The organism is Pseudarthrobacter naphthalenicus (genome assembly GCF_029076445.1).
GTDB classification, from domain to species: domain Bacteria; phylum Actinomycetota; class Actinomycetes; order Actinomycetales; family Micrococcaceae; genus Arthrobacter; species Arthrobacter naphthalenicus.
In genome coordinates this window covers 15059-41126 of the sequence record NZ_JARESG010000026.1, presented here as the reverse complement: position 1 = coordinate 41126, position 26068 = coordinate 15059, and the positions used below count along the sequence as shown (strand labels likewise).

At 60.8% G+C, this 26068-nt stretch carries 28 protein-coding genes; 9 read left to right on the top strand and 19 right to left on the bottom strand.

All coding sequences use genetic code 11. The annotated features are described in order from the left end of the window. Positions 1-49 precede the first annotated feature (49 nt). The gene (locus PY310_RS18905) at positions 50-937 is read right to left on the bottom strand and encodes a DNA-processing protein DprA (RefSeq protein WP_275216062.1); all 888 of its coding nucleotides are present in this window, start codon (positions 935-937) and stop codon (positions 50-52) included. 514 nt (positions 938-1451) lie between these two features. Here PY310_RS18905 and PY310_RS18900 point away from each other — a divergent pair. After that, a complete protein-coding gene (locus tag PY310_RS18900) occupies positions 1452-2669 on the top strand; it encodes an IS110 family RNA-guided transposase (RefSeq protein WP_275216061.1) in 1218 nt (405 codons plus the stop codon). Between the two features lie 15 nt (positions 2670-2684). On the opposite strand, the gene PY310_RS18895 is transcribed toward PY310_RS18900, so the two are convergent. The 5 genes from PY310_RS18895 to PY310_RS18875 all read right to left on the bottom strand — a co-directional run bounded on the left by PY310_RS18895 (position 2685) and on the right by PY310_RS18875 (position 6208). Beyond that, positions 2685-3020 carry a hypothetical protein gene (locus PY310_RS18895; protein ID WP_275216060.1) on the bottom strand — a complete coding sequence of 112 codons (336 nt, stop codon included), beginning with the start codon at positions 3018-3020 and terminating at the stop codon, positions 2685-2687. 362 nt (positions 3021-3382) lie between these two features. Further along, positions 3383-3535: a hypothetical protein gene (locus PY310_RS18890; protein WP_275216059.1), complete on the bottom strand. Its 153-nt coding sequence runs from the start codon at positions 3533-3535 to the stop codon at positions 3383-3385. A gap of 199 nt (positions 3536-3734) precedes the next feature. Then, positions 3735-4748 (bottom strand): DUF4192 domain-containing protein, encoded by a 1014-nt coding sequence (locus tag PY310_RS18885; protein WP_275216058.1) that lies wholly within the window; start codon positions 4746-4748, stop codon positions 3735-3737. Positions 4749-5346: 598 nt separating this feature from the next. Beyond that, on the bottom strand, positions 5347-5697 hold the full coding sequence (locus PY310_RS18880) for a hypothetical protein (protein ID WP_207606013.1): 351 nt from the start codon (positions 5695-5697) through the stop codon (positions 5347-5349). Positions 5698-5776: 79 nt separating this feature from the next. Continuing rightward, positions 5777-6208: a hypothetical protein gene (locus PY310_RS18875; protein ID WP_275216057.1), complete on the bottom strand. Its 432-nt coding sequence runs from the start codon at positions 6206-6208 to the stop codon at positions 5777-5779. Positions 6209-6739: 531 nt separating this feature from the next. On the opposite strand from PY310_RS18875, the gene PY310_RS18870 reads away from it, so the two are divergent. From PY310_RS18870 to PY310_RS18840, 7 genes are all read left to right on the top strand, one after another. Beyond that, the gene (locus PY310_RS18870; RefSeq protein ID WP_275216056.1) at positions 6740-7012 is read left to right on the top strand and encodes a hypothetical protein; all 273 of its coding nucleotides are present in this window, start codon (positions 6740-6742) and stop codon (positions 7010-7012) included. A gap of 79 nt (positions 7013-7091) precedes the next feature. Then, positions 7092-7838 (top strand): ATP-dependent DNA ligase, encoded by a 747-nt coding sequence (locus PY310_RS18865; RefSeq protein ID WP_275216055.1) that lies wholly within the window; start codon positions 7092-7094, stop codon positions 7836-7838. Further along, complete coding sequence (locus PY310_RS18860; RefSeq protein ID WP_275216054.1) at positions 7816-8097, top strand: hypothetical protein; 282 nt, start codon at positions 7816-7818, stop codon at positions 8095-8097. Before PY310_RS18865 ends, PY310_RS18860 begins: the two co-directional genes overlap by 23 nt. A gap of 222 nt (positions 8098-8319) precedes the next feature. Then, positions 8320-8655 (top strand): hypothetical protein, encoded by a 336-nt coding sequence (locus tag PY310_RS18855; RefSeq protein ID WP_275216053.1) that lies wholly within the window; start codon positions 8320-8322, stop codon positions 8653-8655. Beyond that, positions 8636-8953 carry a hypothetical protein gene (locus PY310_RS18850; RefSeq protein WP_275216052.1) on the top strand — a complete coding sequence of 106 codons (318 nt, stop codon included), beginning with the start codon at positions 8636-8638 and terminating at the stop codon, positions 8951-8953. Before PY310_RS18855 ends, PY310_RS18850 begins: the two co-directional genes overlap by 20 nt. Positions 8954-9057: 104 nt before the next feature. Further along, positions 9058-9840, top strand: a complete 783-nt coding sequence (locus PY310_RS18845; protein WP_275216050.1) for a hypothetical protein — start codon at positions 9058-9060, stop codon at positions 9838-9840. Continuing rightward, complete coding sequence (locus PY310_RS18840; RefSeq protein ID WP_275216049.1) at positions 9833-10963, top strand: helix-turn-helix domain-containing protein; 1131 nt, start codon at positions 9833-9835, stop codon at positions 10961-10963. The genes PY310_RS18845 and PY310_RS18840 overlap by 8 nt, the downstream gene beginning before the upstream one ends. A 179-nt stretch (positions 10964-11142) precedes the next feature. Here the strand turns inward: PY310_RS18840 and PY310_RS18835 are convergent, their stop codons facing one another. From PY310_RS18835 to PY310_RS18790, 10 genes are all read right to left on the bottom strand, one after another. Next, positions 11143-11424 carry a hypothetical protein gene (locus tag PY310_RS18835; protein ID WP_275216047.1) on the bottom strand — a complete coding sequence of 94 codons (282 nt, stop codon included), beginning with the start codon at positions 11422-11424 and terminating at the stop codon, positions 11143-11145. After that, positions 11421-12053 (bottom strand): hypothetical protein, encoded by a 633-nt coding sequence (locus PY310_RS18830; protein WP_275216046.1) that lies wholly within the window; start codon positions 12051-12053, stop codon positions 11421-11423. Before PY310_RS18830 ends, PY310_RS18835 begins: the two co-directional genes overlap by 4 nt. Then, on the bottom strand, positions 12040-12585 hold the full coding sequence (locus PY310_RS18825; RefSeq protein WP_275216045.1) for a hypothetical protein: 546 nt from the start codon (positions 12583-12585) through the stop codon (positions 12040-12042). The genes PY310_RS18830 and PY310_RS18825 overlap by 14 nt, the downstream gene beginning before the upstream one ends. 218 nt (positions 12586-12803) lie before the next feature. Continuing rightward, positions 12804-15365 (bottom strand): DEAD/DEAH box helicase, encoded by a 2562-nt coding sequence (locus PY310_RS18820; RefSeq protein ID WP_275216043.1) that lies wholly within the window; start codon positions 15363-15365, stop codon positions 12804-12806. Beyond that, positions 15365-17476 (bottom strand): site-specific DNA-methyltransferase, encoded by a 2112-nt coding sequence (locus PY310_RS18815; RefSeq protein ID WP_275216042.1) that lies wholly within the window; start codon positions 17474-17476, stop codon positions 15365-15367. The genes PY310_RS18820 and PY310_RS18815 overlap by 1 nt, the downstream gene beginning before the upstream one ends. Before the next feature lie 158 nt (positions 17477-17634). Then, positions 17635-17955, bottom strand: a complete 321-nt coding sequence (locus PY310_RS18810; protein WP_275216040.1) for a hypothetical protein — start codon at positions 17953-17955, stop codon at positions 17635-17637. Positions 17956-18046: 91 nt separating this feature from the next. After that, complete coding sequence (locus tag PY310_RS18805; RefSeq protein ID WP_275216039.1) at positions 18047-19033, bottom strand: hypothetical protein; 987 nt, start codon at positions 19031-19033, stop codon at positions 18047-18049. A 145-nt stretch (positions 19034-19178) separates the two neighbouring features. Further along, positions 19179-20066 carry a hypothetical protein gene (locus PY310_RS18800; RefSeq protein ID WP_275216038.1) on the bottom strand — a complete coding sequence of 296 codons (888 nt, stop codon included), beginning with the start codon at positions 20064-20066 and terminating at the stop codon, positions 19179-19181. 153 nt (positions 20067-20219) lie between these two features. Then, the gene (locus tag PY310_RS18795) at positions 20220-20936 is read right to left on the bottom strand and encodes an SOS response-associated peptidase (protein WP_275216037.1); all 717 of its coding nucleotides are present in this window, start codon (positions 20934-20936) and stop codon (positions 20220-20222) included. A 64-nt stretch (positions 20937-21000) separates the two neighbouring features. Beyond that, positions 21001-21975: a DUF559 domain-containing protein gene (locus tag PY310_RS18790; protein WP_275216036.1), complete on the bottom strand. Its 975-nt coding sequence runs from the start codon at positions 21973-21975 to the stop codon at positions 21001-21003. Positions 21976-22617: 642 nt separating this feature from the next. Between PY310_RS18790 and PY310_RS18785 the strand changes: the two genes are divergently transcribed. Beyond that, a complete protein-coding gene (locus PY310_RS18785) occupies positions 22618-23187 on the top strand; it encodes a hypothetical protein (protein WP_275216035.1) in 570 nt (189 codons plus the stop codon). On the opposite strand, the gene PY310_RS18780 is transcribed toward PY310_RS18785, so the two are convergent. The 3 genes from PY310_RS18780 to PY310_RS18770 form a co-directional block, all read right to left on the bottom strand. Continuing rightward, positions 23174-24496 carry an ISL3 family transposase gene (locus PY310_RS18780; RefSeq protein ID WP_472925636.1) on the bottom strand — a complete coding sequence of 441 codons (1323 nt, stop codon included), beginning with the start codon at positions 24494-24496 and terminating at the stop codon, positions 23174-23176. The two genes, PY310_RS18785 and PY310_RS18780, sit on opposite strands and share 14 nt — an antisense overlap. 342 nt (positions 24497-24838) lie before the next feature. Then, positions 24839-25345, bottom strand: a complete 507-nt coding sequence (locus PY310_RS18775; RefSeq protein ID WP_275216032.1) for a GNAT family N-acetyltransferase — start codon at positions 25343-25345, stop codon at positions 24839-24841. 82 nt (positions 25346-25427) lie between these two features. Next, the gene (locus PY310_RS18770; protein ID WP_275216030.1) at positions 25428-26018 is read right to left on the bottom strand and encodes a recombinase family protein; all 591 of its coding nucleotides are present in this window, start codon (positions 26016-26018) and stop codon (positions 25428-25430) included. Positions 26019-26068: the final 50 nt, after the last annotated feature.

Genomic DNA, 26068 nt, shown 5'->3' with positions numbered 1-26068 from the left:
GAGATCCTCCCGACGAACGCTGACCGGCATCACGCCTGACAAATCGCCCTCAGTCGTGGACGTCGTTGACACAACAAATCCGCGGCGTCCAGCGCATCAGTGTTGACAGCACCCAGATAACGCTGTGGACGCTGCCGGGGACGGCGGCGACGTGACGGGCGATGGTTTCGGCGTGGTGGGCGGTATTCAGGGCACCGGAGCGCCAGCGGGCCTCCACGACGCACGTCACCCCGGCAAGGGCTGCAATGATGCGGTTTCTGTACAAAAACCTTGCCCGGGTAGGGGCGGCTCCTAGGGGCAGCTCGGACAGCGTCAGCCCGTTGCTGCGGATCGCGGCCGCGAGGTCCGCGTTTCCGGACGGGTAGTCCCGGTCCAGTCCCCCGGCCAGGACGGCGATGGTGGCCGGTCCCTCTCCTGTGCTTCCGGCCAGTGCGGCGCGGTGGGCGTGGGCATCGATGCCGTAGGCGAGTCCGGCGATGACGCAGATTCCGCGCTGGGCCAGGCTGTAGGCGATGTCACCGGTGACGGCCGCGCCGTAGCTCGTGCAGTCCCGTGATCCGGCCAGTGCCGCACAGTTGGACGGGTCGGGGATTCCGTTTCCGATGTTGCCCCGGTACCAGAGGCCCAGGGGCGCGTCCGGGAGGTCGTCCAGGCCTGTGGGCCAGTGCTCATCGCCGGGGATGAGGAAACCGCCGCCCAGGCGTTCGATGGTGGCCAGGTCCTTTTCCGGGTCCAGATCCGGCACGCGGGGTGCCCAGCGCTTCAGCGCGTCGGCCAGTTCCTCGGCCGTCACGTCCGGAATGGTGTGGGCGGGTTGGGCGCCGGTGGCGAGCCGTAGCGCGGCGTACGCACCGAGCCTGCCCACGAGGGTCCGCCCAACGGAGTCGTTTGGTTCGAACAGGCGGGTCAGGGCTGCGCGTGCAATGCGATCGTTCATGGTGTTGCTCCTTTTTTGCCGAAAGGGTTGGTGGGTGGGGCGGCTCAGGTGACCGGCCAGCGTCCCCTCTCCCCCCGTTGTTTTGGCTGCTGGCGAAGCTTGCGGAGCTGTGCCCGTGCAGGCCCGTCTACCCGTGAGGGCAAGACCCGGAAAATCTTCGGAGGAAATAAGCGACGAAGGAGCGCCGGAGAAGACTTTCCGGGCCGCAGGCCCCGACGAAGGAGGGGCTAGAGGGGCCGGAACGGGCACGTACAATCCGTCAGGACAGCAGCCAAAACGGTAATACTGGAACAGTCCTTGAGCCGGCGTGACCCAGCCAAAAACTGACGTACCAGGCGGCACTGTCTTCCCGACGATCTGTCCGCCGGCTCAAGGTCCGTTAAAAGGGGTGTCGAGCCAGGCGGACATGACCTCATAGGAGCCTGATACGACCAGTCCCATTACCGTTTTGTCTGCCCACCTGGCCCGCGCCCGATCAATCAGCATTCGACGCGACTGAGGGGCAATTTCCATCTTGGCAAGCAAACCAACAAAAGTCATCGCGGGCATAGACACCCACTCCGACACACACCACGTGGCCGTCATCAACGAACACGGCAAACCCCTCGCGGACAAGGAATTCCTGGCCGTGGGGTCCGGATACCGGAAAATCATCGACTTCATCACCAGCTACGGCACGGTTACCGCCGTCGGCGTCGAAGGAACCGGATCCTACGGCGCCGAACTCGCCCGAACCCTTCGGGGTGAAGGGCTTACCGTGATGGAGGTAAACCGCCCGAACCGGGCCGTCCGCCGGCTCAAGGGGAAGTCCGATCCCCTTGATGCCTACCAGGCCGCCAAGTCGGTGCTCGAGGGACGGACGAAGGCGATCCCGAAGGCCAAGGACGGCCCGGTCGAATGCCTGCGGATCATACGTTCGGGGCGCGCCTCGGCCATCAAGGCCCGGACCGCGGCCATCAACCAGATCAAAGCGCTCCTCGTTTCGGCCCCCGATAAAGTCCGGGCGAAATACCGGGCGCTGGCGACCTCCGCGCTGATTACTGCCCTACAGCGCACGAGACCTTCAGGGCACCTGGCGGACCCCGAGTACGTGACCCTTTTGACGCTCAAGGCGTTGGCAGCACGCTGCCAAGCATTGGGAGCCGAAATTGAGGCTGCCGACGCGGCACTCAAGGAAATCCTCGGCAGCTACGCTCCGCTGCTCTGTGATCTCCCAGGTGTTGGAACCGAGGTAGCCAGCCAGCTGTTGATCACCTTCGGGGACAACCCGGACCGTCTGGGAAACGAGGCCCAGTTCGCTTCGCTCGTTGGCGTCGCGCCGGTACCAGCCTCGTCCGGCAAGACAACCCGACACCGGCTAAGCAGGGGCGGCGACCGCAGCGCCAATAACGCTTTGCACCAAGTGGTCCTGGTGCGCATGGGCTCGTGTCAACGGACCAAGGAATACGTCGCAAAACGCACGGCCGAGGGCAAGGGCAAACGCGAAATCATGCGCTGCCTCAAACGCTACGCAGCCCGGGAAATCTACCGACAGATCACCAACCCCCGGCCGGCACCAGATAACTCCGACCTCCGCCGAGTCCGCACAGAACTCGGAATGACGATCGCGACCGTCGCCGGCGAACTTGGCCAATGGGTGTCCATCCTCTCCCGTCTGGAACGCGGGCACATCCGCAACGACGAGCTCGCGGCGACCTACCGACAATGGCTCACCGAGCAAAAAGCAGCCTAGGCTACATTTCCTGTGCTAGCCGCGCCGGCGCTGCCACTGCCAGGCATGCCAGAACATCAGGCCGAGGAAGGCCGAGAACCCGACGAATACACCCTGCGGGGCAAACGAAAACAGGACGTAGGCCATACTGACCCGGTCACCCATTGACACAGACAAAGGAGCGTTCAAAAGGAATGCCACTCCCCCGACAACCAAGACTCCGACCACCAGCCACAGCACCCCGATGAATGGGTTCAGCTTGAGGCCGGAATGGACGACGTCCTCAGCTGCTCCCTCGGTCGGCAAGGCCACCGGGTTCCGGTCTTCATCCACTTCGTGAAATCCAACAACTCCATGCTGATGCTGGTCCATGCGCTCCCCCTCGCTATCCAGCAGCCTGAATAGGCTGTGAAAGCATCAGCCTAACGCTCTTCACTAGGCAAGGCTCGGGCGGATTCAATGAACCCTCGAACTAATTTGACGCCTATAGGAGCATCGTCGTAGACACAAAAGGGCCAGGGACGGCGGAGCCCTGCGGAGCCGGCACTGGACCCAACAGCCGGCCGCGCCAGCGGACGCCCTTATCGGTGTGAGCCCTGGCGAACACCCACTCCCCCGGTCCACAGCTACATGTGCCTGCGCGCATGAAGGAAGGCCGGCACTGTCCGTGCCGGCCTTCCTTAGTTCCCTCGGCAATAAGGAAATCTGTGGTGCAGCGTCAGTGCTGCTTTCGGTTACAGCTCGTAGTGTCGGTGGTCTTTCCTTGGCCGGTCTACTGGTCCGGTGGCTGGGCCTGCGGTGAGCAGGCTCAGTTCCAGGATGTCTTCAAGGGGGCTCGCGTCCGGGGCAACGGTATCGTCTTCGGTCATGCGGAATGGATCTGCCACGCTCGGGACTCCTTGGCTGGTACGGGACGGCGGTGTCCTTTCACAGTATCGGCAGTTCCTGCGCGCGGGCTGGAAGTCGCTGCGCCCGCGCAGCGTATACGCGGCCGGCGGAGCGAAGCGGGGGAGGCCGCCGCGCACCTGGTGAAGATCCGTGAGGAGGGCCGGACCCCTCTTGTAGTGGAGTCCGGCCCTGTCGAAGCTAGCGCTTCAAGCGGCGGTCATAGGCCTTTTTCGGATCGCGGCTGCACTCTGCCAGCAGGCCGCGGTTGACCAGTTCGCCCAGCAGTTCCGCCAGCCGATACCCGGCCACGTCCTCCAGCGCGAGCTTGAAGTACCGGGCAGCGAAGCTGGACTGTCCTTTGAGCCATTCCAGCCAGCCGATCAGGCACAACATGGGGGCGCGCTGCCCTTCCGGGGTGACTTTCATCAGCTCGAACGCGACTTCCTGCGCCGTGTCCACGCGGGCCCAGTCCGGGCGGGCGCGAAACACACCAAGCATGACGGAGGTGAAGTGCTCGGGCGCGTGCGGGACGATGTCGCCCATCATGTAGTCCCGGACGGTGGGGTGCTGCAACGCGCCAGCCAGCTGGTGCGCGGTCTCGGTCGTCAGGCTCTTGGGGTCCTTCAGCACCTTGGCCCACGCGGCGCGGCTTGCTTCCAGATCCTCGGGCCATCCGTCGGGCTTGTGCGCGGCGATAGCCTCGCGGGCCGTCTCGTCTCCGGCGAACGGGGCCGGTGCGATGAACCCGGTCACGGCGCTCCCCCGGTAGATCAGGGCGGCGTTGCCGTTGCTGGTGGTGATCGCATCCAGCGGCTGGTCCGGGCAGCAGCTGGTATCTGTGCAGTGGTAGTTCCGCCACAGCTTCGAGCTCACCAGCCACGCGTCCTGCAGGGGCATCCCGGCGGTTTCCAGTTCGGTGCGCAGTGCCTGCACGTGCCCCGCGTAGGGGCGGCTGCCGTCGATCGTGCCCTCATCGGTGTAGATGACCAGCAGGCTGCCGGTAGCGGCCTCGTCAGCGGTCAGGTAGCTGACGATGGTTTGGGCGTAACCAACGGGATCCTGCCCGAACGGAGCATCCACGCGCAGGGTCGCGCCGATCTTGTTGCCCTGCATGGTCAATGCGACAAAGGACTCCGTGGGGGTCTGCCCCAGCGTGTGCGGAATGAAAGCCAAGACGTCGGCCGGGCCGGTGAATTTGATGAAGTCGTTCATGGTGTTGCTCCTTTTTTGCCGAAAGGGTTGGTGGGTGGGGCGGCTCAGGTGACCGGCCAGCGTCCCCTCTCCCCCCGTTGTTTTGGCTGCTGGCGAAGCTTGCGGAGCTGTGCCCGTGCAGGCCCGTCTACCCGTGAGGGCAAGACCCGGAAAATCTTCGGAGGAAATAAGCGACGAAGGAGCGCCGCAGAAGACTTTCCGGGCCGCAGGCCCCGACGAAGGAGGGGCTAGAGGGGCCGGAACGGGCACGTACAATCCGTCAGGACAGCAGCCAAAACGTCGTAGACACAAAAGGGCCAGGGACGGCGGAGCCCTGCGGAGCCGGCACTGGACCCAACAGCCGGCCGCGCCAGCGGACGCCCTTCAACTGGTTGCAGCGCAGCGGAAACCAGGGCGAGCCCTTGCGAGCCTGCCCTTCCACCCCCTGGGCCAAGGACAACAACGACGCTGCCAGCCCCGGGCTTGCCGCCGGCGGCCGCCGCCCGGCACCTGGCTGCTGCGGAATGGGCGGTCCGCCGCCGCCAACCACCTAGACAAGCCGGCCCCGACGGCGGACCGCCCGCGGTGACCGGCCCCGAAAGACCGGCCACCCTCGGCCCTATTCGCGGCGGTCGTGGAGCGGGACGGCTCCATAGTGTCCAGCTGCGCGGCGGAACCTCGCGTCACTGCTGAAGATAAACGTTCCGCCGAACATGTACCACGGTGCAGGTTCACCTTCCGGGGCGACCGGCTCGGCGTGGACCACGGTTTCGCGGTGGAAGTGCTCGTTTTTGACGAGCCGGACGGCGGGCCGTTCCTCGGTGGCCTCGAAAACCGGGTCGATGCCCTCGCCGATGACGGTCACTTCCATGACGCGGGCGGAGATGCCCCGGTTCGAGAAGTCCGTGCCCAGGGCGTCGCGGTAGATCAGGGCGGTGATGCCCATGGGGGCGGTGGTGTCGTTGCTCATGTGCTGGCTCCTTCGGAGTCGTATGAACCGCTGTACTGCCCGGCTTGCGGCCGGGCAGTACAGCGGTTGTCAGTGCTGGTTAGGCGGCGTCCCGCACGGCGTAGGGCATCCGGTAGCGGCTGGGCAGTTCGGCGGCGGCCTCGGGCAGGTCTGCCGGTCCTTGGGCCTGCCCGTTCTTCCAGTGGAAGAACGCCTGCTCACTTATCGCGGTCCAGAACCTCGCCTTGGTCCGATAGAAGGTCGTTCGTACGTCGCCTTCGCAGTAGGTGGCCATGCCGAACAGGTTCCCGATCTCGTCGGCGGTACGGATCGCGGCGACCATGACGTACGGCCACTGGCCCAGGTCCCAGCCGTCACAGCCCCAGCTGGGGATTACGGCCCAGCCGTGTTCGCTGATGACGTCCATCCAGTCGTAGCCGTCGTTCATGTGGTAATCGACGAGCACGGGCACATCGTGGACCGTTTCGCCGGTGTCGACGGTGGTCACGGCCCTCTTAGTGACTGCGTTCATGGTGTTGCTCCTTTTTTGCCGAAAGGGTTGGTGGGTGGGGCGGCTCAGGTGACCGGCCAGCGTCCCCTCTCCCCCGTTGTTTTGGCTGCTGGCGAAGCTTGCGGAGCTGTGGCCGACGGAGGCCTGTCTACCCGCAGGGCAAGGTGCGGGAAATTCCCGGAGGAAATCAGCGACGAAGGAGCGCCGCAGGGACATTTCCTGCACCGCAGGCCCCGACGAAGGAGGGGCTAGACCGGCCGGAGCGGACACGTACAATCCGTCAGGACAGCAGCCAAAAGGCGTCGCAGACAACACAGGGCCAGGGACGGCGGAGCCCTGCGGAGCCGGCACTGGACCCAACAGCCGGCCGCGCCCGCGGACGCCCAAACGGGTGCGAGCCCTGCGAGCATGCACCATCACTACCGGTATGGCATGCTCGAAGGCGTAAGCAGCAGGATGTTTACATCCAGGGCAGAGGGCCCATTCCCACCGGTTGCGGCCCTCTGCTTTGCCCTGGACGGTCATTGGAGTGTCGATACGAAGGGAAAGCCGATGGGTCTGTGGAGCCGGTTCGCCCGTCGGCGCAAGCCGGCGACGGCTGCTGGTCGCCCCGCCTTCGCAGCGGCCACTGAGCCGAAGGAACAGGAGCCGTTGACTCCTGAGCAGGTGGCAGATCTGAAAGCCGCGTGGGCCGAACTCGCCGAGGCGGCGAAAGAGTCAGCTGCCACCGGTTTTCATGCCTGCTCACGAGGCGGGAAGCCCTGGCAGGAAGATCCGGCAGCTGTGCGGAGCATGGCGGCATTACTCCGCAGCGTCGACGCGTAGGACGCTGCTACGGAAGGTCCTACGGCCAAGTAAAAACCAGCACGGACGTTCGTACTGGATTCTCCTTTAGGCTTGGCCCATGGCCGAGTCCCTTCCACCGGCACTGCACCCACCGGTCGCGGTTGCCCTGGCGAAACTCATCAAGGCCTTCCCCGGCCCCAACGCACTGCCCGGCGGCCTGAACGCCGAACCCAAATTCGACGGTTTCCGCACTACCGCCTTCAACGACGCCGGCAAGGTGACACTGTGGTCCAGACAGGGCAAAGAACTTACCCGAATCCTGCCGGACGCAGCTGCCGCCCTCGCAGAGCAAGTGCCTCCCGGGGTGGTCCTGGATGGTGAAACCATCATTTGGAACCGGGACCGGCTGGACTTCGACGCGCTGCAGCAGCGCATGGTCACCTCCAAGGCCGCGCTTCCCGCCCTGGCCAAAGAACTGCCCGCTTCATTCGTCGCCTTCGATGTTCTAGCCGTTGCAGGACAGGACACCCGCGGTGTGCCGTTCCCCGGGCGCCGGCAGCTGCTCGAGGAGCTCGCCCGGGACTGGGCCGCACCATTGCACCTCTCCCCCATCACCAGGGACATGGACCTGGCGAAGACGTGGCTGCGGGATCTTCCCGCGACAGGAATCGAAGGTCTCATGTTCAAAGGCTCCCAGCCCTACGAGGCCGCCAGGATCTGGTTGAAGCTCAAGCACAAGGATATTTGGGACGTGGTGTGCGCGGCCGTGATCGGGTCCGTGACTCATCATCGTCGGCCTGCCCATCGGCGGCAAACTGAAGATTGTCGGCCGCTCGACCGTCGTGTCCACGAAGGCAGGGCGTGAACTGGGCCGCCACCTCCACCCGGCCGGGCCCGGGCATCCCTGGCCCGAAGAGATCAGCGAGTCCTCCCTGAACAGATTCAGCAAGGACAAAGGCCCCGTGCGGCTGACACTGATCGAACCAGTCGTGGTCGAGGTATCAGCCGACGTCGCCTGGTCCGGCACGTCCTTTCGGCACCCCGTCACTTGGAAGCGCATCAGGCCAGAGCTGGACCCCGCAGAGGTCAGGGTTCCCCCTGAACTGAACAACAGGCACCACTGACGACCGCGCTCCGGCGGGTTATACCCAGTGTGGACAGCTTTGAGATTCATCCTCCGGTCTCCACCTGCCCACAATGGGCATAACCCGCTCCGGTATCCGGGGGTGCGATTGGTCAAAGAATGCCCTTTGTCAGACCCCTCCCCCATGGTGAAAAGGATGGCGGCCGCTCCTAGCCGCCACCTTTTGGCGTGTCTATTCGAATATATGTTCTAAGGTTGTGGTATGTCCTCCGAAGACCTCGCTGCAGCGCTCCAGGCGCAGTACGCGCGGCGGGCCGGCCCAACCGGGCTGACCGTGGAAGAGCTCGAGTTCGAGCACTTCCCGGCCAAAAACGGGTACCCGGGGATCCCTGTGAAGGCGTGGATCCGCTTCCCAAACTGTGCCGAGCTGGTGGACGGCGAAGTGTTCGCTTGGACAGCGAAGGCAGCCGAAGTGACATGGAAGGACGGGCCGGTCACGTACCGGACCTGGGTGTGGAGCTCGGCGGTCACCCGCCGGGAAGAGATGATGAACAGGAATTTGGGAGAGCGGACCAACCGTGACAGCAACAGTAAGTGAAACACCAACCCTCAACGCCCCAGTGGACGTTCGCTTCACCACGGCCGGCACTCCCCTGGCAGTCCGCTACGACGGGCGGATATGGGCGGTAGCAGCCGAACCGCTGCACTGGTTCACCAGGGACTCCTGGTGGGGAGACCCAGCGAACCGTGCCGGTCGGGATAGGAACGTCGTTGATATCGAGCACTGGCGGCTCCAGGTCCGCCTTGGATCCTCAACGTCGTCGCTCCGGACCTTTGAGCTGCGCCTGGACCCACTGTCGGACCAGTGGTTGCTGACTGGCATCACCGATAACTGACGGGCACCCCCTAAAGGAGAATCGCCTCCTTGACGGTTTTCTGACGTTTTCTAAAGTGTAGAGTAGTATCTCCGTAACGGTCCTGAAGTGGTGGAGAGGAATATGTGTTCAATTCTGAAGCTGAAATGTGGTCTACTCGTGTGCTAGGTGCCTCTGGGCCAAAGGTGCGAGAGGAACTTCCGGGAGTCCTGATTGATACCCATAACCGCTGCGTAGCTCTGCAAAGCGCGAGTGAACTGCCTGCCGCTTATCCCTACGGATTGATGTGGATCATGCTCCCGAACGCCGTAGTCAAGACACTAGGCTCACTTGCAGGATCGGAAGTGTTCCGCCCCCGCAATGGCAAGTACCCTGTGATTGCATTCAATGGCGTCCCAGTTTTGCCCTGGCGCATTTCCAAAGACCAAGTCTCTCAGTTGGAAGACACTGCTTTAGCTGACCCGGTAATGGGAACGAAGCGTGCCCTTTTTGAGCGTCGGGCTGTCCAGCCGACACTCTTCTCCGAGGAGCCGCCCAGTGGATCCGAGACGGTAGATCAAGCAGAGTCAGCAGGCTTGCGGGATACGATCGATGAACTCGTTGGTGACGACGCGCATGTAGCTCTACTGGCCTACTCAAGCAACCAGCACGCGCTACTCTCGGCCTATTTTGGCTACGCCAAGCTCGGGGAAAACGACGTCGTCGAGCTGACATACTGGGAGAAAATTGACCTTGAGGACGCGACCGCCCAGCGGCTGCGACTCGTACAGGACTTTGACGGATCCGATTCCTTTGATGCAGGCGATTTGGGAGAGCTAGACCTACGACCGCGCACACCGTTGGAAGGCATCCCTTCCTTCGAACCGCCTGTCGAGCTGCCCGGAACAGCTGAGGAAGAAAATGACTAAGTTCAACCAGCCAAGCCTCTTCCCAGAAGAAGTGGCGGCCATGGCCTTCGATCCTCGTCGCCTCACACAGGCGAGGTTACTGGCCGGACGAACTAAACAGGACGTAGCTGCTTCGCTCGGAATCTCTGGAGCTGCGCTAGGCCAATACGAGGCCGGAATCACCACGCCTCGCCCAGATCAGCTCCCTAAACTAGCGGACAGCCTCGGTGTCCCGTTGGACTTCTTCACTGCCGGGCGGCCTCTGGCACACTTGGACGCATCGACGGCGCATTTCCGAAGCCTGCGTAGCACCCGTGTCTCGCAAAGGGCCAAGGCTGTGACCTATGTCGAGATGCTGTGGGAGCTGACCTACGCACTGGAGAGCTACGTTGAGCTGCCCTACGTCGATGTACCTGCTCTTGCCGACGAACTGGATCCTCCTACCCCAGAGGCAGCCGCCCGCGAGCTTCGGCGGCGCTGGGGAATTATTGAAGGCCCCTTCCGCCACTTAGTCAGGACCATGGAGCAACATGGAATCATAGTCTCACTGATATCACTGGCCGGGCACGAAGTGGCCCGAGTCGACGCTTTCTCGACATCGCACCTTCCGCGTCCGATGGTGATGCTCACACCAGACCGTGCCGATGATGTTTATCGACTGCGTTTCACCGCCGCGCACGAACTTGGGCATCTAATTCTTCACCACGACGTGGCGGCTGGGGACATAGAAAAAGAGAAAGAAGCTGACCGCTTCGCCGCAGAACTACTGGCTCCGTCCAACCAAATTAGGGAAGAGCTTTCAGCACGAATCCGGCTCAACGCTTTAGACGAAGTGAGCCAACGGTGGGGAGTATCCCAAAAAGCACTCGTCTACCGAAGTCGAGAATTAGGCCTCGTATCCGATAGCTCGGCTCGACGCGTCTACCAGAAGCTGGAACAGCTCCGAGCTAGTGGGATGCTCAAAAACGAGCCCATCAAACGCTTCCCCGGAGAAATCCCCGTCCTCCTCTCAAGCGCTTTCAAGCTCGCCCTAGACAACGGACTCACGCTGGAAAAGCTCGCTGCCCGACTGTCATGGAACCCGTCAATGGTGCGCGCCATACTCGGGGAAACCAACTCGCGACCCAAACTTAGGCTCGTGTAGCGCACGAACATTCGACGCCGGCGAGGCAGGGCAAGCGCCACCTGGCTGCTTGGCCGTTCACCAGCAATTACCTTGGCACGGATGGAGGGTTCCAAAATCTTTTGCTGGTAGAACTAAGAACGACTCGACCTCTAGGGCGCTTGAGCAATCATGTGCCGCCAAGGCGCATTTCGCCCAGGTCAGCGTAGCGCAGCGAGAGGGACGGCGCCTGACCTGACGAGAAAGCCTGAGCCGCGGAGTTCGTCCGGTGTCATCGCGACCAAGTCAATAAGCGGTGCGAACGGCTGACGGTCGAGATCGGCGCGGAGTGCTACGAAGTCCTGGAGCGTTGCGTATACGGCAAGCATGTCCAGGTCAATCGGCGTTTCCTGCCCGTGGATCGTAGAGCCGAATACGTACAGTGCGACAGCAGGATGTCGGCTGGCCACGGACTGCAGGTCGGCGAGCTCGTGTTCGTTCATCGCCTCAGGCGGCCGAGCGTTTCCCCCCAGCGCAGGATTTCAACCCCGGCGTTGTGAGCCGCACTGACTGCTTGCCGCGTCGGTCCAGCGTTAGGATCAATCGCGACGAAGATGTCGAACGGCCAGCATCGGTCGATAGCGAAACGAACAGAGGTCACTTCCGTTTGGTATGTGTCCTCTATGTAGAGGACCAACGGTGGAAGCCCGCCAGGCCTGGTAACCAGGAGCCTGCGGCTATCGACGAAAGAGACTGAGCGCACATGAGAGTGCCGCCTCAGTGCTGGCAGCACAAAACTATGGGCTGGGTGAGTGTACGTATAAGGCTCCTCGTATCGCACAGCCCGCATGCTGTCCGCTAGACCGCCCCAGCCGACTCCTTCGTCCTGGCAGAGCTCGATCGCTTCCCCCTGAAAAATGCCTGTGGCTGGAATATTCACGATAAAGTCGACCTCACCATCAAAGAGATGGCCGATCTTCGCTACTGTAACGTCCTGTGTCTTGACTACCCCAAACCTCACAGAGCGGTGCCTTTTCCGCGCGATGCGTACATGGCTGCGCTCAGCTTCGGCGTCCAAGACGACATCCATAGAGGTGTACTTCGACAGGATAAAGCTGTCAACGATCGTCAAAAATTCGCCCCATTCTTTCCGGATACCTTACGGTTCTTAGTCCGCCCTCTCCATGGTGACGATAAGTTAAGCCGTCGACGTGGCATCGGTACTCGGCGACGACCTCCTTCTCGTCGTCCGTGAGCAAAGTAATGTTCGCATCGATGATCCGCAGAATCCTGTGATGGTTGGGGATGATGGTTGTAACGACTTCGTGTTGCCACATTGCAGCCTCCTCCGCCTCGGGATCGAACCGATAGTCGTTGTCGGGCCCGATGCTCTGATGGAGGTACCGGTTTTGGGTTGCATAGGGCTCGATCGCCGCACGTGCATCTTCCCGCGTGTCATAGGCGGCAATCCCAAGCGCCTTCTCAACCGCCAACTGTCTGCCCTCCTTCCAACCAAGAAGTAGATCAACAGGATGCTCGTCCGGCGTCTTGTCGGCGAGAGTGTGGCAGTTCGCACAGAGAAGAATCAGGTTGTCCCATGCGCCCAAGGCCGAGGGTTCCACAGTCTCGTCACCACGCGGACCGTCGTCACTAGCGGCGATCACGTGGGCAATTTCACCGAAGTGGGCTATCCCACCGCTCTGCCTATTTACGAACAATGCTTGCTGGCACGACGGATTTTGGCAGTAGCCGGCAGAGTCCGCCCAGAGCCTATATTTCGTCGGCTGTCCTGGATTCGCTTTTCCGCGAGAGCAATGTTTAGCCACCTAACGAGTATGCATGGGTCCGCCGCCCCTTGAAATCTGACAGTAAGACCCAAGCGTTAGTACGCCACGGAAAACTCGCGGTAGGCGGAGTCCGCGTCGATTGCATCCAGCACGACCTTCCGCACCTCGGGCAATGTAAGGTCGAGGACTCGCAGTTGACCATCAATCCGAGAAATCGACTCGATGCGATGGAAGCTCTCGCCGTATACCTCCGCGAATCGTGCCAAGCCCCGCAGTTTCGGCAACGCATCAGGGAGCCACGAACCATGCGGATCGACGATGTTGGCCCGCACGCCGCTGAGTCCGTTGACGAAGAACAGGAAGTCGGGGCGGAGGGTTCGCCAGGCGCCGTGTGAGTCCTGGTAGGCGATGCTCATGGAGTCGCGACCTCCTGTAGGGTTGCGATACCACGCGACCAGGTCGCCGCGCTGGATCTCGGTATCGAGTACTTGGACCTCATCAGGGTTGAGCTTTCCGACCGGGAACATGCCATCTTCATCTGAGAGCAGGTGCAGGGGGCGCTGATCGAGCATCTCGGTGGCGTCGCCAAACGCGCGGCGAGTTTCCTCTTGTCGGTTCTTGGGCAGTGCCATTGAGATCAGTTGCGGGTCGGTGCTCATGGCGGTGATCTCGGCGTACAAGCTTTGACGGGACTCCGACAGCGTCTTGACCGCCACGCGGTGCTTGCCCAGCCATTCTGACGAGAGCGAATCGGCCGCCGCATCGAGCGCCGGCCGTGTCTGTGGCAGCGTCGCGAGACCTGCCACGCGCACGTGTGCATCTCGCAGTACATCCTCGTCATCAGCATCTGACGCGACGTGATCTATGTAGGTGCGGGCGATGTCAGGCGTCACCGTACGCGTGGCATGGCGGAACGCTTCCTGGATTGCTCGGTCGTCAGCGACCTCCGTCCAAGCCTCATCGGCCCGGAGACCGTAGCGCGCGTGCCCGCGGACAGAGCCGCCGACGACCGTCAGCACGTCCGACTCAGCTTCCTCAAGCTCTTTCCTGTACTGCGCGGCCAGGCCGTTGAGGACGCCATGTAAGCGCTCATGTGCGATTCGGCCCGCCTCTGGCACCAAGCCATCCGCCGCAAGCGCGTGTGCAAGAGAAGTCAGGCGTTTCATTGGGTTCGCGTGCTTACGAGGCAGGGTCTCAGCCGGAAGCTCGGTAAACAGCGCCCAAACCGCGTCCGGAACCCTGTCGTTTGGTGTCATGAGCTGCGGGTCGATCAACACGCGCTGCCCGGTGCCACCACCTGTTTCGGAGAGGTCATTGCCCATGATCTGTTCGAGCACCCGGCTGGCGGTGGCCTTGTTGAACCGCGGCAGGATGCACTCGACGCTGTTCAAAACATCATCACCCTCAACTCGGCGCGCGAGCGGTGTGCGGATCATGCGACCCAATAACTGGGTGATGTGCGTCTCGTCCTCGGCCGGACGGAACGACACCATCACCTCTGCGCGAGGGCAGTCCCACCCCGTACTGATGGCGTCCTTTGCGAGCAACACGCGAATGTAGGTGGCATCCTGCACCCGCTCTGGCGAGATGTAGGGAACATTATGCGTACCGAACGTCTGCGCGGTGTGGTCGCCGAAAACATGTGCGAAAGCGTCGGGGCCGATCTCAGGCCATTCATTCCGGATGACATCGATGGCTGAAGCCACCTCCGCAGGCGACGGCTTGTTCGGCACCTGGAGCACCAACAGCGGCTCAATGGGCTCTGGCTCGTTCTGGTCCGCCGCGTACTCTGCCCAAGCCGAGGACAACTTCTTTACCTTGCGGACGCCCCGGCGCAGGAGGACAGTGTTGAAGTCTCCAGTCTCCGCGGGGAAGTCTAGGACGATGTCGTCTTTGAGGAGCCCCGACTCCTGGATGCGCACCGGATCCACGGTAATGGTTCGGAGGTGAACTCGGTTGTCTTGCACTTCCGCAGCGCTCATCGCGTCCTCGAACCGTTTTACGGTTGCGGAGATGCCCCAAACGATTGGAATTGGAGGGACAGTGCCGTGACCGTTAATCAGACGCTTCACGATGGTGGGCGTGTCGGAGGAAGCACGCCGCCCCATGCCTCGGTGGGCCTCGTCGAGCACCATGTACAGCGTGGTGCCTTCGTCCTCGACGGTGTTGCGCAGGGTGTCCCAGAACGTAAATGGAACGGTATCCGGGTTCGACTCCATACCCGGCAAAACGCCATCTCCGTCGTGACCTCGTACTAGCAGGCTGTTCCGAGACAGTTTGGATGTATTGAGAAAGTACACGTGGCCAGGCCTGAGCTTCCGGTACCGGAACGGGTGCTCGACCGTGACGAGGCGGTTGCGGAGCCGGTCGGACGCCTGCTCTAGGCGGTGCCGCGTCTGCTGGTTCAGCGAAGGGTCGTCACTGAACCACAGGACGATTGCCCCAGGATCAGGGACCGTCTTAAAGTCTTCGTTACCCCAGAAGAGTGCCTCGATAACTCCCGCGGCCATTACCGTCTTACCTGCTCCAGTCGTGGCCGTGAGTGCCACCGACGTCACCCGCTTACGTGCGCCATGGTAAAACTCACGTGCGTCGGCGAGCTCTGCCAGAGTGTCTCCGACAGCGTCTGCTTGATAATCCTTGAGCGTGAAGCGCATTAGAAGTCACCGTTGCTTTCGCAGTTCCTCAGGTAGTCCTCGTAGAGACGAACGGTCTCGATACCCGGGACCTCGTTCGCGATCTGCTGATAGCGCCCCTCATCGTCGGTCACGATAAATGCGACACGGACATCTTCTTCCAGCTGGAGCGCGGCGATGAAGTCAGTCGAAAGGTCGAGGTCCTTGATAACCCCGTAGGCCTCGGCCACAGCCCATCCCTTCGAGAGATCGTCGATAATCCGTCCCCGCGCACCCGCTCGCAGCCACAGCATCGGCGCGATAGCCGCGTACGCGCGGTCAGTGCTGACCCGCCACGGGGATTCATAGGTCAGGGTGAAGAATGCGGCGTTCTCCTCGAAGCCATCAGCCATCGGAAACTCATCGACGAACTTGTAGTCGCCCTTAACTGGATCACCTTCAGGCGTCCGGCCTGTGATTGCGGACCTGATTCGTGGCTTGGTGATGTAATCGCAGATGCCGTGTTGTTCCCATTGTGCGTCGCCGGGACGCAGCTGTTGCTTGCGTAAGCGCGTCTGCTCTTCAGCCGAAACCTCATTGTTTGTCACCGAGATGCACTGACGCCGACCATCATCCTGCCGATTTAGCCGCATTACCGCATGCGCCGTTGTCCCTGACCCTGCAAAAAAATCAAGAACAACTGCGTTTCGCTTGTTGCCGATGGCGATCGCTAGGCAATCCTCAACTGCATACAAAGATTTGGGGAAGGGGAATTTGCGCCCAGGCAACATTCGGCCGAGAAGCCGCGAACCATACTCACCAGCGCTGTGCGCTTGCTTGTCCCAGGACGTTGGCGCCGCACGCAGATGGGCTGTTCGCGCCTCCAACTCAACTACGCCGTTGGAGTCCCGTCCGATCTCCACGAACTCGCCCCGCTGCCATCTTTCAATCTGCCCTCGGTTCAAATAGGAGAGACTCCAGCGATCGTTTTTCTTGCTGTAGGAGCCTACCTTTGCGAGGCCATCAGTTACGAGACGACGCAAAGTCTCGTGTGATACTTGCCAGCGCTTCTCAACCCCAGTGCTCGACAAAGGCCATACTGTAGCCAGTCCTTCTCGATCTGCTACAACACTTCGGTCTTCGTCAGGGCCCAATGGATCACCGACTTCGACGATGCATCCACGCGTCGGGTCGATGAACACGGGGTAGAACAGGTTTGGGCGATCAGATCTAAGTGCACCATTTGCCCCCCGCTGAAGGCGTTCCCAACGAACCGGCCCAAGCTCTTCACCAGCTGTACCTGTAGCTCGAAATTGACGGATACTTGCGACAGGAGCTGCCTCTCCGAAGAAGCACATGTAGGCAAATTCATTGACTCGAGTCAATTCACCTGCCCGGGCAGATCCGTTCTGATTGATCACGATGCTGATCATCTGGATACGAGCCTCAGGAAATACCTGCTCCAGCAACAATCCGAGCCGCAGGTATTCCTTCTCATCGATGGTCACGATCAGGACCGAGTTTTCAGGCTTCAGGAGACGTCCCGCTAGCTTAAGTCGCCGCTCCATGAATGCCAGCCACTTAGAGTGCCGGTACAGGTCGTCGCCCTCGACGTAGTCGTTGTTGTACTTCCAGTCACGCGCGCCGGTGTTGTAGGGCGGGTCGATGTAAATCGCGTCAACGGAGCGGGCATGGGTAAAGGTCAACTGTTCCAGCACGTGAAAGTTCTCGCCGTTGATCACCGTGTGGAATGGCTTGTCCCCTCCGCGCTCCACAGCCCCGTCCGGGCGCAACCCAGGATAAATCCAATCTCGAAACTCGGCGACCAAGATAAGGTCATCGACCTGCACCGTGCAGGCCTCGCCCTCGGAACTGTCCAGAAGCGAGATTTCGGCGGCATCACCAATGACCTTGTCGACGCGCCAAACTCGCTGGTCACCACGAGCGGTAGATCCTCTTGGTGACAGGACCCGGACCTTGCTTCCCTTGCGAATCCCGTGGCCCGCGAGCTCTACTGCCTCAGGTGCGTGCCGCTCGAAATTGAGACCGAAGGGTAGACGCTTCTGCAATGGCTGGATCTCGTCTTCCAAATCCTTACCAAGCTGCGGGTCAAGCTGCTTGGCAGCACGCAGAAGGTCCGTAAGCCTCGACATTCCCATCCTTACTTTCACATGAGTTGAGTTCGTGTCCTACGCAGACGCGCGGCACGAACTCAACCCCAACCCTACCCGCGCGGACCCGCTGGGCCGTTCATCGCTGGCGGCCGTTACCTTACAGGGCGGATGGGATCTCACAGGCGAAGGGGATCCAGCTACAACTTGTCGATCCAGGTGTCTTCTTCGCGGTTATCCCACGCCGATCCGGCGCTTGCTGGCTTGGTGCTACGCAGGCCCTCGATGCGCTGAAGAATCCGTGGGGCCTCCACCGCCCTAAGTTCGCGAATGCTGGACACTTCACGGACGACGACTGATTCGATCAAGGCCTTGCGATCGTCCTGGCTAGCGACTCCGGCCTTCTGAAAAGCATTTCGGATCTCCTGTATTTGCTCCGGTTTGATCGGAAGAGGAGCAAGGACGTTTGGAGATGGGGCAGACCCAGCTATTTCAAAGAGGGAGGAAGGCTCGTCGTACACAGGCATAGATCCTACTGCCCTATGAAAGGAAGCTGACCGGAGCTGTCGTGGCAGCCGCAGGTTGGAAAGCGGGGTGCGGTATTAGGCCGAGTCATTGACGGAAGGGAATCTCGCTGTAAGTGACCTTAACGTCATGTAAGCCGTGGAAGCTGAGTAGCTGCTTCAGGCTAGCGGTGGCCTCAGCGCCGTACGGAGTTGGGCCGATGCGAATTTCTCGTATCGGCAACTTCCCCGATCTGGTGGCGAAGCGATCCTCAGATGGATCAACATTTTTCCCACCGAGAGAGGTGAGTTTGACGAAGGGCACTAGCCCGAACGGCCCGGTGCGGTGGAAGACAAACTTCCAGTCGGGATTTAGCCAAACGATAATTCGTTCTTCCCGTTCATCACGAAAGCCCTCATTTTTGATGAGGTCTAAGGTCTCATTCATGAAGTAGGGGTAAAGCCAGAACCGGAGCCGACCATCCTCAGGAGACGAATTGCGCTTCTCAACACCTTGACGGAGCGTTTCGAATACCTCGGTGATGAGCTTCGATTGTTCCGCCTGCTCGTAGACCACCGGCTTCCACTGACCACCCTCGATAATCAGGGAATCGGGATCAAAGATGACAGCAGGGCTGCCATCTGGGTGTTCCACGATTTGGCCATCCTTATCCACGTCATACATGTCGGCGTAGTAGTCCGGAGACGGGTTTGGGTGGCTATCTGTTTCAAGTCGTGCGAGAGGAACTAGGGGCCGGCTTCGGTCTAGTCCGACGGCGAAGCTAACTTGATCACGGCCGTAGTAGCGCCACATAGTCAGGCTGTCGCCATCCGATGAGGCGGACAGAATGAAGGAGTCCCGTGATCTTGCCCGAACTTCCGGAATATACTCCTCCAGGTCCTCGACAACAGCCTCCGAAAGTACCGACCGCTGATCCTCAAAGTGCTTTCGGAGCTGGATGCTGCCGCTGAGTAATTCATTAGCGTCGTTCATGAAGGCCGCCGACCCGGCCCATAGCTCATTCTTCGCAAGGATGTTCATCAAGGCAGCGCCGTCGGTGTAGTGCCACACAAGTTCCGTCGCGTTCATCGTCATGCCCTGAGCATATGTGGAGTCGCGGGTGTCCTATTTCCCTTGAAATTGTTGCGCCGCCCGCGCCCGCTCCCCAGCGCAATCCACGCCAGGTATCTCTTGCGTGGGATGGCTATGGGGCAGGTAGCGCAGGAGACATTGCAGTGAGCTAGGCGATGTCCTGCTGCATCATTTCCCAGACTTCCTGGCGCGCCGCGGGGAAATCAAACTTTCTGCCAGACATGAGCGACGTGATTCGCTCCAGAGGCCATTCGGTCAGCGTGCCGTAGCGAGCTGAGAAGATTCCCACCCGGTCGATGTTGTACTGGTTTGAGTAGTCCAGCAGCGCGTAGCCAAGAAGCTGATACACATTGTCCGCTTTCAGTACGTCTGGGCGAAGCCCCGCCTTGTTCCTGGGAGCAAGGGTGGTCTTAATGTCGATTAGCAGTCCACCCGCGATGAGGTCAGCTTCCGCAGCGATGCGTTGGGTAGGGCCGAGCTTCGAGAGATCGAAGGTGGGGCCAAGGCTTAGTGGACCTGTGAGCTTCGGAATAAGGCGTTCTTCGGCGAGCTCCTTCAACGCAATTAGCTCAGCGACGGCGGCATCATCGGCTTGCTCAAGCATCTTGTCCACCGTGAAGTCATTGCTGTGCACGAGGTCGGGTACGAAAGGAGCCCAGGCTGCACCTGCCCTGTACGCACTCACACATAGAGCGAGACCCCAGGCCGCGCGAGCGGCTAGCTCGCTGTCACCCGAGCGACCAGCGAGGCCGGCCAGTGCGTTGACAACCTCGTGGTAGGTCGCATTAAAGGGAAATAGGATGAGTGCTGACTCGGGGGTCTCGTCGGGCTCAAGAATTAGACGGACGATCAAATCGACAGCAGTTCCGACGTTTCCTGGATTGGCCCCTAGGGAGTCGACGACGAGCTCGCCTGCTGACCCCTTATATTCGACCTGCAGCGGCTTCGTATTGGGAAAGTTGGTACGGAGGTATCGGCCGAGAGAGGTCTTCGAATCTTTGACGTCCTTACTGAACATCCCTGTGGTGTTGTACATGTGTCGAATGTAACTGCGAGGACCGACAGCCCCCGGCCATAAACCTTCCACACCTCGACATTCTGAGTGTCCCGCATCCTTGGAAGCTGGACCTCCCATTGGGGCGCCCCCCCCGGCGGCTGGGAATCGCTAGATAAGTATCGCGGCATGGGCCTATGTGGATGCCAGCTCGGCCGGCTCAATAAGTTCCGACCCGTTGTTGCGCACGCTGTTGACCCTGGGACTGACAATCCGAGGTGTCAGGGTGGGTTCCGGTAGAGAGTCGAGCAGGTGCTGGATGTCGTTCTTGTCGGTCAGGTCCGGGTCCAGCCATTCAGCGAAGCGGTCTCGCGGAATGATGACCGGGGAACGGTCATGGACGTGCCCCAGCGCGTCCTGCGTGGTCGTGGTGAGCACTGTACAGCTCAGCAGCCAATGGCCAGGGTCATCCTCGGGCAGAGATGGGTCAGCCCACCACTCGTACAGGCCTGCGAAGCCCAGCAAAGGCTCTTTCTCGGAGTACAGATAGTTGGGGATCTTCTTCCCGTCCTCGGTTTTCTGCCACTCGTAATAGCCCTCGGCCGGGACGATTGCCCGGCGCTTCACCGCGGCCTTGCGGAAGGACGGTTTTTCCAGGATTGACTCACTGCGCGCGTTAATCAGCTTGGAGCCGATCTTGACGTCCTTTGCCCAGGACGGGACCAGACCCCAACGAGCAATGAGTAGATGCCGGTCAATCATGCCCTCATCCAAACGTTCAGCAACGATGGGCACACTTTGGGTTGGTGCCACGTTCCAGCTCGGCGGCGGCGGACTCCCCTCGACCTCCTTCGCCTCAAAGTGGCTCAGAAGATCCCCAGTGGCCTTGGACATCACATATCTGCCGCACATAAGGCCATTCTGCCTGATGTGGTCCGAGAAAAAGCTGTTGGTCAGTGCCCGTAAGCCGGGATGGCTAGGCAGGGTTCGCTGTCGGGTCGAGTCCGGTCGGTGCCTCTGACTGCGAATGACGCAGTAGTTGGATTTCCTGCCACGCGCCGTTTGGTCCCATCCGGTGCCTCACGGCAGCAATCTGCCAGCCACGTTGAACGGCTCCTTGGTGCAACTCAGACTGAACCTCTCCGCCTGCGCATATTGCAGTCTCGGTAAAAGTGTCCGCACCGACTATGTTGGCAGTCAAATCCCATGCTGAAGCGCCCAGATGAAACTTGGGGTGAACTCGGACAGTTGATGCTTGTTCTCCAATGAACAGCTCCTCTCCCCAGGGAAACCTAGACTTCGGCACGAAGTCCGTATCGGACATTTGTTCCAAGATGTCCTGCAAGGCAGCGCGCCATTGTTTTCTTGCGAGCTCATCCAGCCCGAGGGGGCAGATGAACCTTGGTGCGTCCCAGCCTTCTGCGATGGCCAGGTATCGCCCGTGGTCCATGGCTACCATGCGCTCCACTCTTCCAGAATTCAGCTGCCACGAGACATAGAAGCCGTTTTCGTAGTACTTGTGTTCAGCAATGGCACCCAATCGAGACTTCTGTCGAACCGCTGTGGGAGCTTTTTTCCCGATCCTTCGGATAATTCCAGGACGGCCTGCCACTGCATCGGACACGGCTGACGCCAGGGCATCCATTGCCTCATTCGTAACGCTTTCAGATTCGGCCACAACATCGTGCTCTCCGATGGGTCCAAGCCCGCCGATCCTTAGACGCACCACCTGCCATCCGGCGGCGGCGAGCAGCTGGTTGCGTGTTCGGTCATCCTTTTCTTTACCAACATGGGTGTGCGCCGGGTCGACTTCCACACATACCTTGCTCTTGGAGATCAGGATGTCTGGGGTAAGGATGGGAAAATTGTTGCGCTGTGGCTCATGGCCGCACTGGATGGCGCTCCTTCCTTTGTGGACAGTGAACCCTGCAGCGATGAGCTTGTCTCTCACCCGCTGCTCCGTCTGAGAAGTCGTAAGGTTCCGCGACTGGATGACTGTACCGATTGGATATTTAGGACCGGTCACTGCCTTCCGGGCAGCGAAGGAAGCGGTTCGGCATGGCCGGCACATGGCCATATTTTCGGCGCCTGGTTTCGCGATGACTTCGTGTCCGCACTCGAGGCGCAACCAACCGTGTACTTGCTCACTTGCACATGTGAGACATGCCCGGGAGCCTCCGGCCTGTTGGCGCCAACCTGATGCCGCCCCACATTGAACCACTGCTGATTCCACGAATTTGTGTCCCTGAGCGCAGATCCAGCGGACCTTCACAGGTGATGTGGCTGGAATGTCGTTTGGGCCGAACAGATTTTCGTCGTCCCACATGTCCAGGACCTCTTCATGCTTCGCTGCAACCGTGGTCGCGGGTTTTGGAACCCGCCGCGATAGGCCCAATTGCGTGCGCTCTTCCGGCGTAAGCCCCGGCCAGTCCCCAACTGCTTTCACAACACCCCATCTGAAGTTCTTTGCATCGTACTTATTTGAAAGACATTAGATAGGGGGTCAGACATACGGGTCGAGTGCATTGCTGGGTCATGCCTTATATCGTCGGATTTATCCAAAATTTCCCGCTCGTCGTGCAAGGATGCACTCATGACAGTTGACGGCGATGCTAGGAAACTCTTGGCATTCATGGACTCACACCACATTGACGGCTCCATCCAGGTAAGTCGCGGCTGGGGCCATATCGGCGCCACTATCGTGGATGCTGCATTACAACGAAGACAAAACTACGAAAATACGGTTAAGCCTCGGGTTGAGGCTCTTGTTGCTGCTTGGCCCGATTCGGAAACGACCACAGGATTCCGAAGACGACTCAACACCGGAAAACTGCCGGAAGTCATCAGATGGAGCTCTCCCAGCCGCCTCTCTCAGATCGAAGAAATGACCAGGGTGTTCGAGAGCCAGCAAATCGACACTGTCCACGAACTCCGTGACAAACTCACCGACAATGCTCAGCGAGATAAACTTCGACGGGTCCTGGACGATGTCCGCCATGTGGGTCCCAAAACACTGGACTACTTTGACATTCTCAGTGGAATCCCAACGGGAGTAGCCATCGACGTGCGCATACGCCGGGTAATCAGGGCAGCGGGCATCGAGGACGTCTCCTACCGCCATATCTCTGCAGTAATCCGGCCCTTCGCATTTACGCATGGTTGAGGGTGCCCTTCCGGTAGGGCCGGTGGCCGCCGGCGGCGAGTAGGCATCTGAGTCTGTAGTTAGTGAAGCTCCGAAAGCCGCGGGCGATCCGACGGGTGGTTTCGATGACGCCGTTGATTGCTTCGGTGGGGCCGTTGGAGGCGCCGCGGGTATCGAAGTAGGCCAGGATCGCGGCCTTCCATTGTTTGAGTGTCCGGCCGAGGCGGGCGACTTCCGGGATGGGGCAGGTCGGAAACGAAGAGATCACTTCGTTCACGAGGTCCCGTCCGCGGGCCGGAGGGGCGTGGTAGATGTTGCGGAGCTTTTGATAGCACTGCCAGGCGAGGGTGACTTCCTGGTCGGGGTCCCCAAGTGTGAGTTTCGCGTCGAGCCTGGCGGCTTGTTTATCGGTGAGGTGTTCGGCGCCGATCTGCAGGGTCCGGCGGATCCCGTAGAGCGGGTCGCCCTTGCGTCCGCGGTGTCCGAGGGTGTCCTGCTGGACCCGGCGCCGGACCTCGTCAACCATGGCCGAACCCAGTTTCACGACGTGGAAAGCATCCAGGACGGTGATGGCTTCGGGGAGCTCATCACGGATAGCGTTGGCGTAGCCGCGGAACGGATCCAGCGTGGCGGTCTTGATCCCCGCGGTGAACTCAGGACCGCGGGTTTTGAGCCAGTCCGCGTAGGCCTTACCGGACCGTCCCGGGACGAGGTCCAGCAGCCGTGCATGCACCACACCGTTCTCGTCGCGGGTGTGGTCCACGATTCCGGTGACCATCCCGGTGCCGGGCGGGCCTGTGTGGGACCAGACATGCTCATCCACGCCGAGCGCGTCCACCCCTGCCAGCCTGCCGGTTGCTGAGATCCGCCCGGTGGTCTCACTCTTTACCGCGTCCCAGACCGTGTGCCAGGCGACGCCAAGCTGGTGGGCCAGGGCTGAGACCGAGGTGTCGAATTGTTGCAGCGCGTCCGTTGCCCATGCCGCAGCGCGGGCAGTGAGTTTCGCCCTCGGACCGGCCAGTGCGTGATCCTCGGTGAATGTCGTTCTCGGGCAGTCGCGGTCGGGGCAGCGCCAGACACGCTTGGCCCACAACAGCCGCACTGGCTTGCCGAAACACGGGATGTCATGAAGCCGAACCCGCCGGCGTCCATGGCCCACGGCAACGACGCCGCAGTCCGGACAACCGGTGAGGTCCTCGCCGGTCTCCACGCCCAGGACCAGGCCCCTTCCGGTCGCCGTGACAGAGCTGACGTGAATGCCTTCGACACCGAGCAGCGCGTCCGCGCGCATGCACCACCGGCCATCGGAACAAGACATAGAGTTATTCATGTCGGGGTCTCTTTGGTTATTGGTTTGCTTGGTCGCTACCAATTCAAAGAGGCCCTGGCCTCATTCCTCCTGCACCACGCCGCAGCACAAGCGGCCGCAACCACGGCGTCAGCCTCAGACCGCCCCACCATGCTCATCTGCGAAGGGCCAGTAATCCGGGCAGCGGCACTCTCACGGGGATGGCGGCCAGGTGACCTCGACGCAGCACTATGGAAGTGGAAACCTTCAGATCCCTCCTGACATCAGCAAGCTCCAAACCAAACATCCACGAGGCAACTGCCGGCGAAGACTACCGCCGGCCAGGAAGAGCCTGGCAGCTCCTGATGAACAATGCGCCCGCTTTCACGATTCGAACGGTGGACGCTGAATGACCCAAGCCCGATAGCCCAGACCTCGTTGGATACCGAAATCACTATCCCGATAATTGCTGAGGCTGACTTTTCGAATTCTTGCACCTATTGATTTAGCGAGCTTTTCGTTCAGCGACCGTGCCGCGACGTTGTCGTACTGCGTGGCAAGCGCGATATCACGCCGAGGCTCCCGCTGAGCCGCTGCGGTGAGCAGTGCCAGCCCCACTCCGCGTCCCTGCGCAGGCGGAGCAACGGCGACTACCTGTAAAAACAGCGGATCCGATTCCTCAACTCCCGGCGATGAAACGCAGAAACCGACGTGAACGTCACCGATCTCGGCTATAAGCACCCGTCGCTCACGAATCGTCGAGACATTCTCTCGAACGGATTGGACGGATATGGGAGAACATACGAATTGCAAATCCTTCATTCGGCGGCCATCGAGCGGAACTGCGGTAGCTTCCCGGATCGAAACCGCGGACGATGAAATAGCCTGCACTCGGGTAACCCAGCTGAGGAACTCGGGGTCACGACTGAGGCCAAGGGGTGGTTCTAACCCCTCGTACTCGTGATCCTTAGCGCTATGCAGCTGCATCTGCGACTTCCGGCAGGTCATTGCGGCTGAGAGCACGGGTCAGTGAGGAAACACTGACGCTGAGTATCTGAGCAGTCTCCTTTAGCGTCTTTCCCTGGCTGCGCAGCTGCCTGGCGGCCGACGTCTTCGCTGGGGTCATGGTTCGAGGGCGGCCGCCGAGCCGGCCTCGGGCTTTCGCCGCCGCAAGGCCGGCCTTTGTCCGTTCAGACAACCGGGACCGTTCGTACTCGGCCAGGGAGGCGAACATATCGAAGATGAGCTTTCCATGGGCGCTGGTGGTGTCGAGCCACGGTTCGGCGAGAGAACGGAACCCTATCCCCCGCTGGCCCAATACGGTCACAATATCGGCAAGGTCAGCGGTACTACGGCCCAACCTGGTCAGGTCAGCAACGGTCAGAACATTTCCGGGCTGCAGGTAGCCCAAGCATTCCTTCCATCGCGTCCTTGCTTGGGTGGCCCCGGAGGCGTACTCCTGAAAGACACGCACGGCCCCGGCAGCGACAAGCGCATCCACCTGGGAATCCAGCGACTGCCCGCGGGTACTTACCCTCGCGTACCCGATTACGTTGCCAGACACGTCAAAAAGCCTCCATCTCAGGTTTTGACCAGCTTTCATTTCGAAAACCA

Excerpts from the sequence above, each read along its gene's own strand:
- PY310_RS18905 (WP_275216062.1), bottom strand. The coding sequence starts at position 937 with ATGAACGATCGCATTGCACGCGCAGCCCTGACCCGCCTGTTCGAACCA.
- PY310_RS18895 (WP_275216060.1), bottom strand. The coding sequence starts at position 3,020 with ATGGACCAGCATCAGCATGGAGTTGTTGGATTTCACGAAGTGGATGAA.
- PY310_RS18885 (WP_275216058.1), bottom strand. The coding sequence starts at position 4,748 with ATGAACGACTTCATCAAATTCACCGGCCCGGCCGACGTCTTGGCTTTC.
- PY310_RS18880 (WP_207606013.1), bottom strand. The coding sequence starts at position 5,697 with ATGAGCAACGACACCACCGCCCCCATGGGCATCACCGCCCTGATCTAC.
- PY310_RS18875 (WP_275216057.1), bottom strand. The coding sequence starts at position 6,208 with ATGAACGCAGTCACTAAGAGGGCCGTGACCACCGTCGACACCGGCGAA.
- PY310_RS18870 (WP_275216056.1), top strand. The coding sequence starts at position 6,740 with ATGGGTCTGTGGAGCCGGTTCGCCCGTCGGCGCAAGCCGGCGACGGCT.
- PY310_RS18865 (WP_275216055.1), top strand. The coding sequence starts at position 7,092 with ATGGCCGAGTCCCTTCCACCGGCACTGCACCCACCGGTCGCGGTTGCC.
- PY310_RS18855 (WP_275216053.1), top strand. The coding sequence starts at position 8,320 with ATGTCCTCCGAAGACCTCGCTGCAGCGCTCCAGGCGCAGTACGCGCGG.
- PY310_RS18840 (WP_275216049.1), top strand. The coding sequence starts at position 9,833 with ATGACTAAGTTCAACCAGCCAAGCCTCTTCCCAGAAGAAGTGGCGGCC.
- PY310_RS18835 (WP_275216047.1), bottom strand. The coding sequence starts at position 11,424 with ATGAACGAACACGAGCTCGCCGACCTGCAGTCCGTGGCCAGCCGACAT.
- PY310_RS18820 (WP_275216043.1), bottom strand. The coding sequence starts at position 15,365 with ATGCGCTTCACGCTCAAGGATTATCAAGCAGACGCTGTCGGAGACACT.
- PY310_RS18815 (WP_275216042.1), bottom strand. The coding sequence starts at position 17,476 with ATGTCGAGGCTTACGGACCTTCTGCGTGCTGCCAAGCAGCTTGACCCG.
- PY310_RS18805 (WP_275216039.1), bottom strand. The coding sequence starts at position 19,033 with ATGACGATGAACGCGACGGAACTTGTGTGGCACTACACCGACGGCGCT.
- PY310_RS18800 (WP_275216038.1), bottom strand. The coding sequence starts at position 20,066 with ATGTACAACACCACAGGGATGTTCAGTAAGGACGTCAAAGATTCGAAG.
- PY310_RS18795 (WP_275216037.1), bottom strand. The coding sequence starts at position 20,936 with ATGTGCGGCAGATATGTGATGTCCAAGGCCACTGGGGATCTTCTGAGC.
- PY310_RS18785 (WP_275216035.1), top strand. The coding sequence starts at position 22,618 with ATGACAGTTGACGGCGATGCTAGGAAACTCTTGGCATTCATGGACTCA.
- PY310_RS18780 (WP_472925636.1), bottom strand. The coding sequence starts at position 24,496 with ATGAATAACTCTATGTCTTGTTCCGATGGCCGGTGGTGCATGCGCGCG.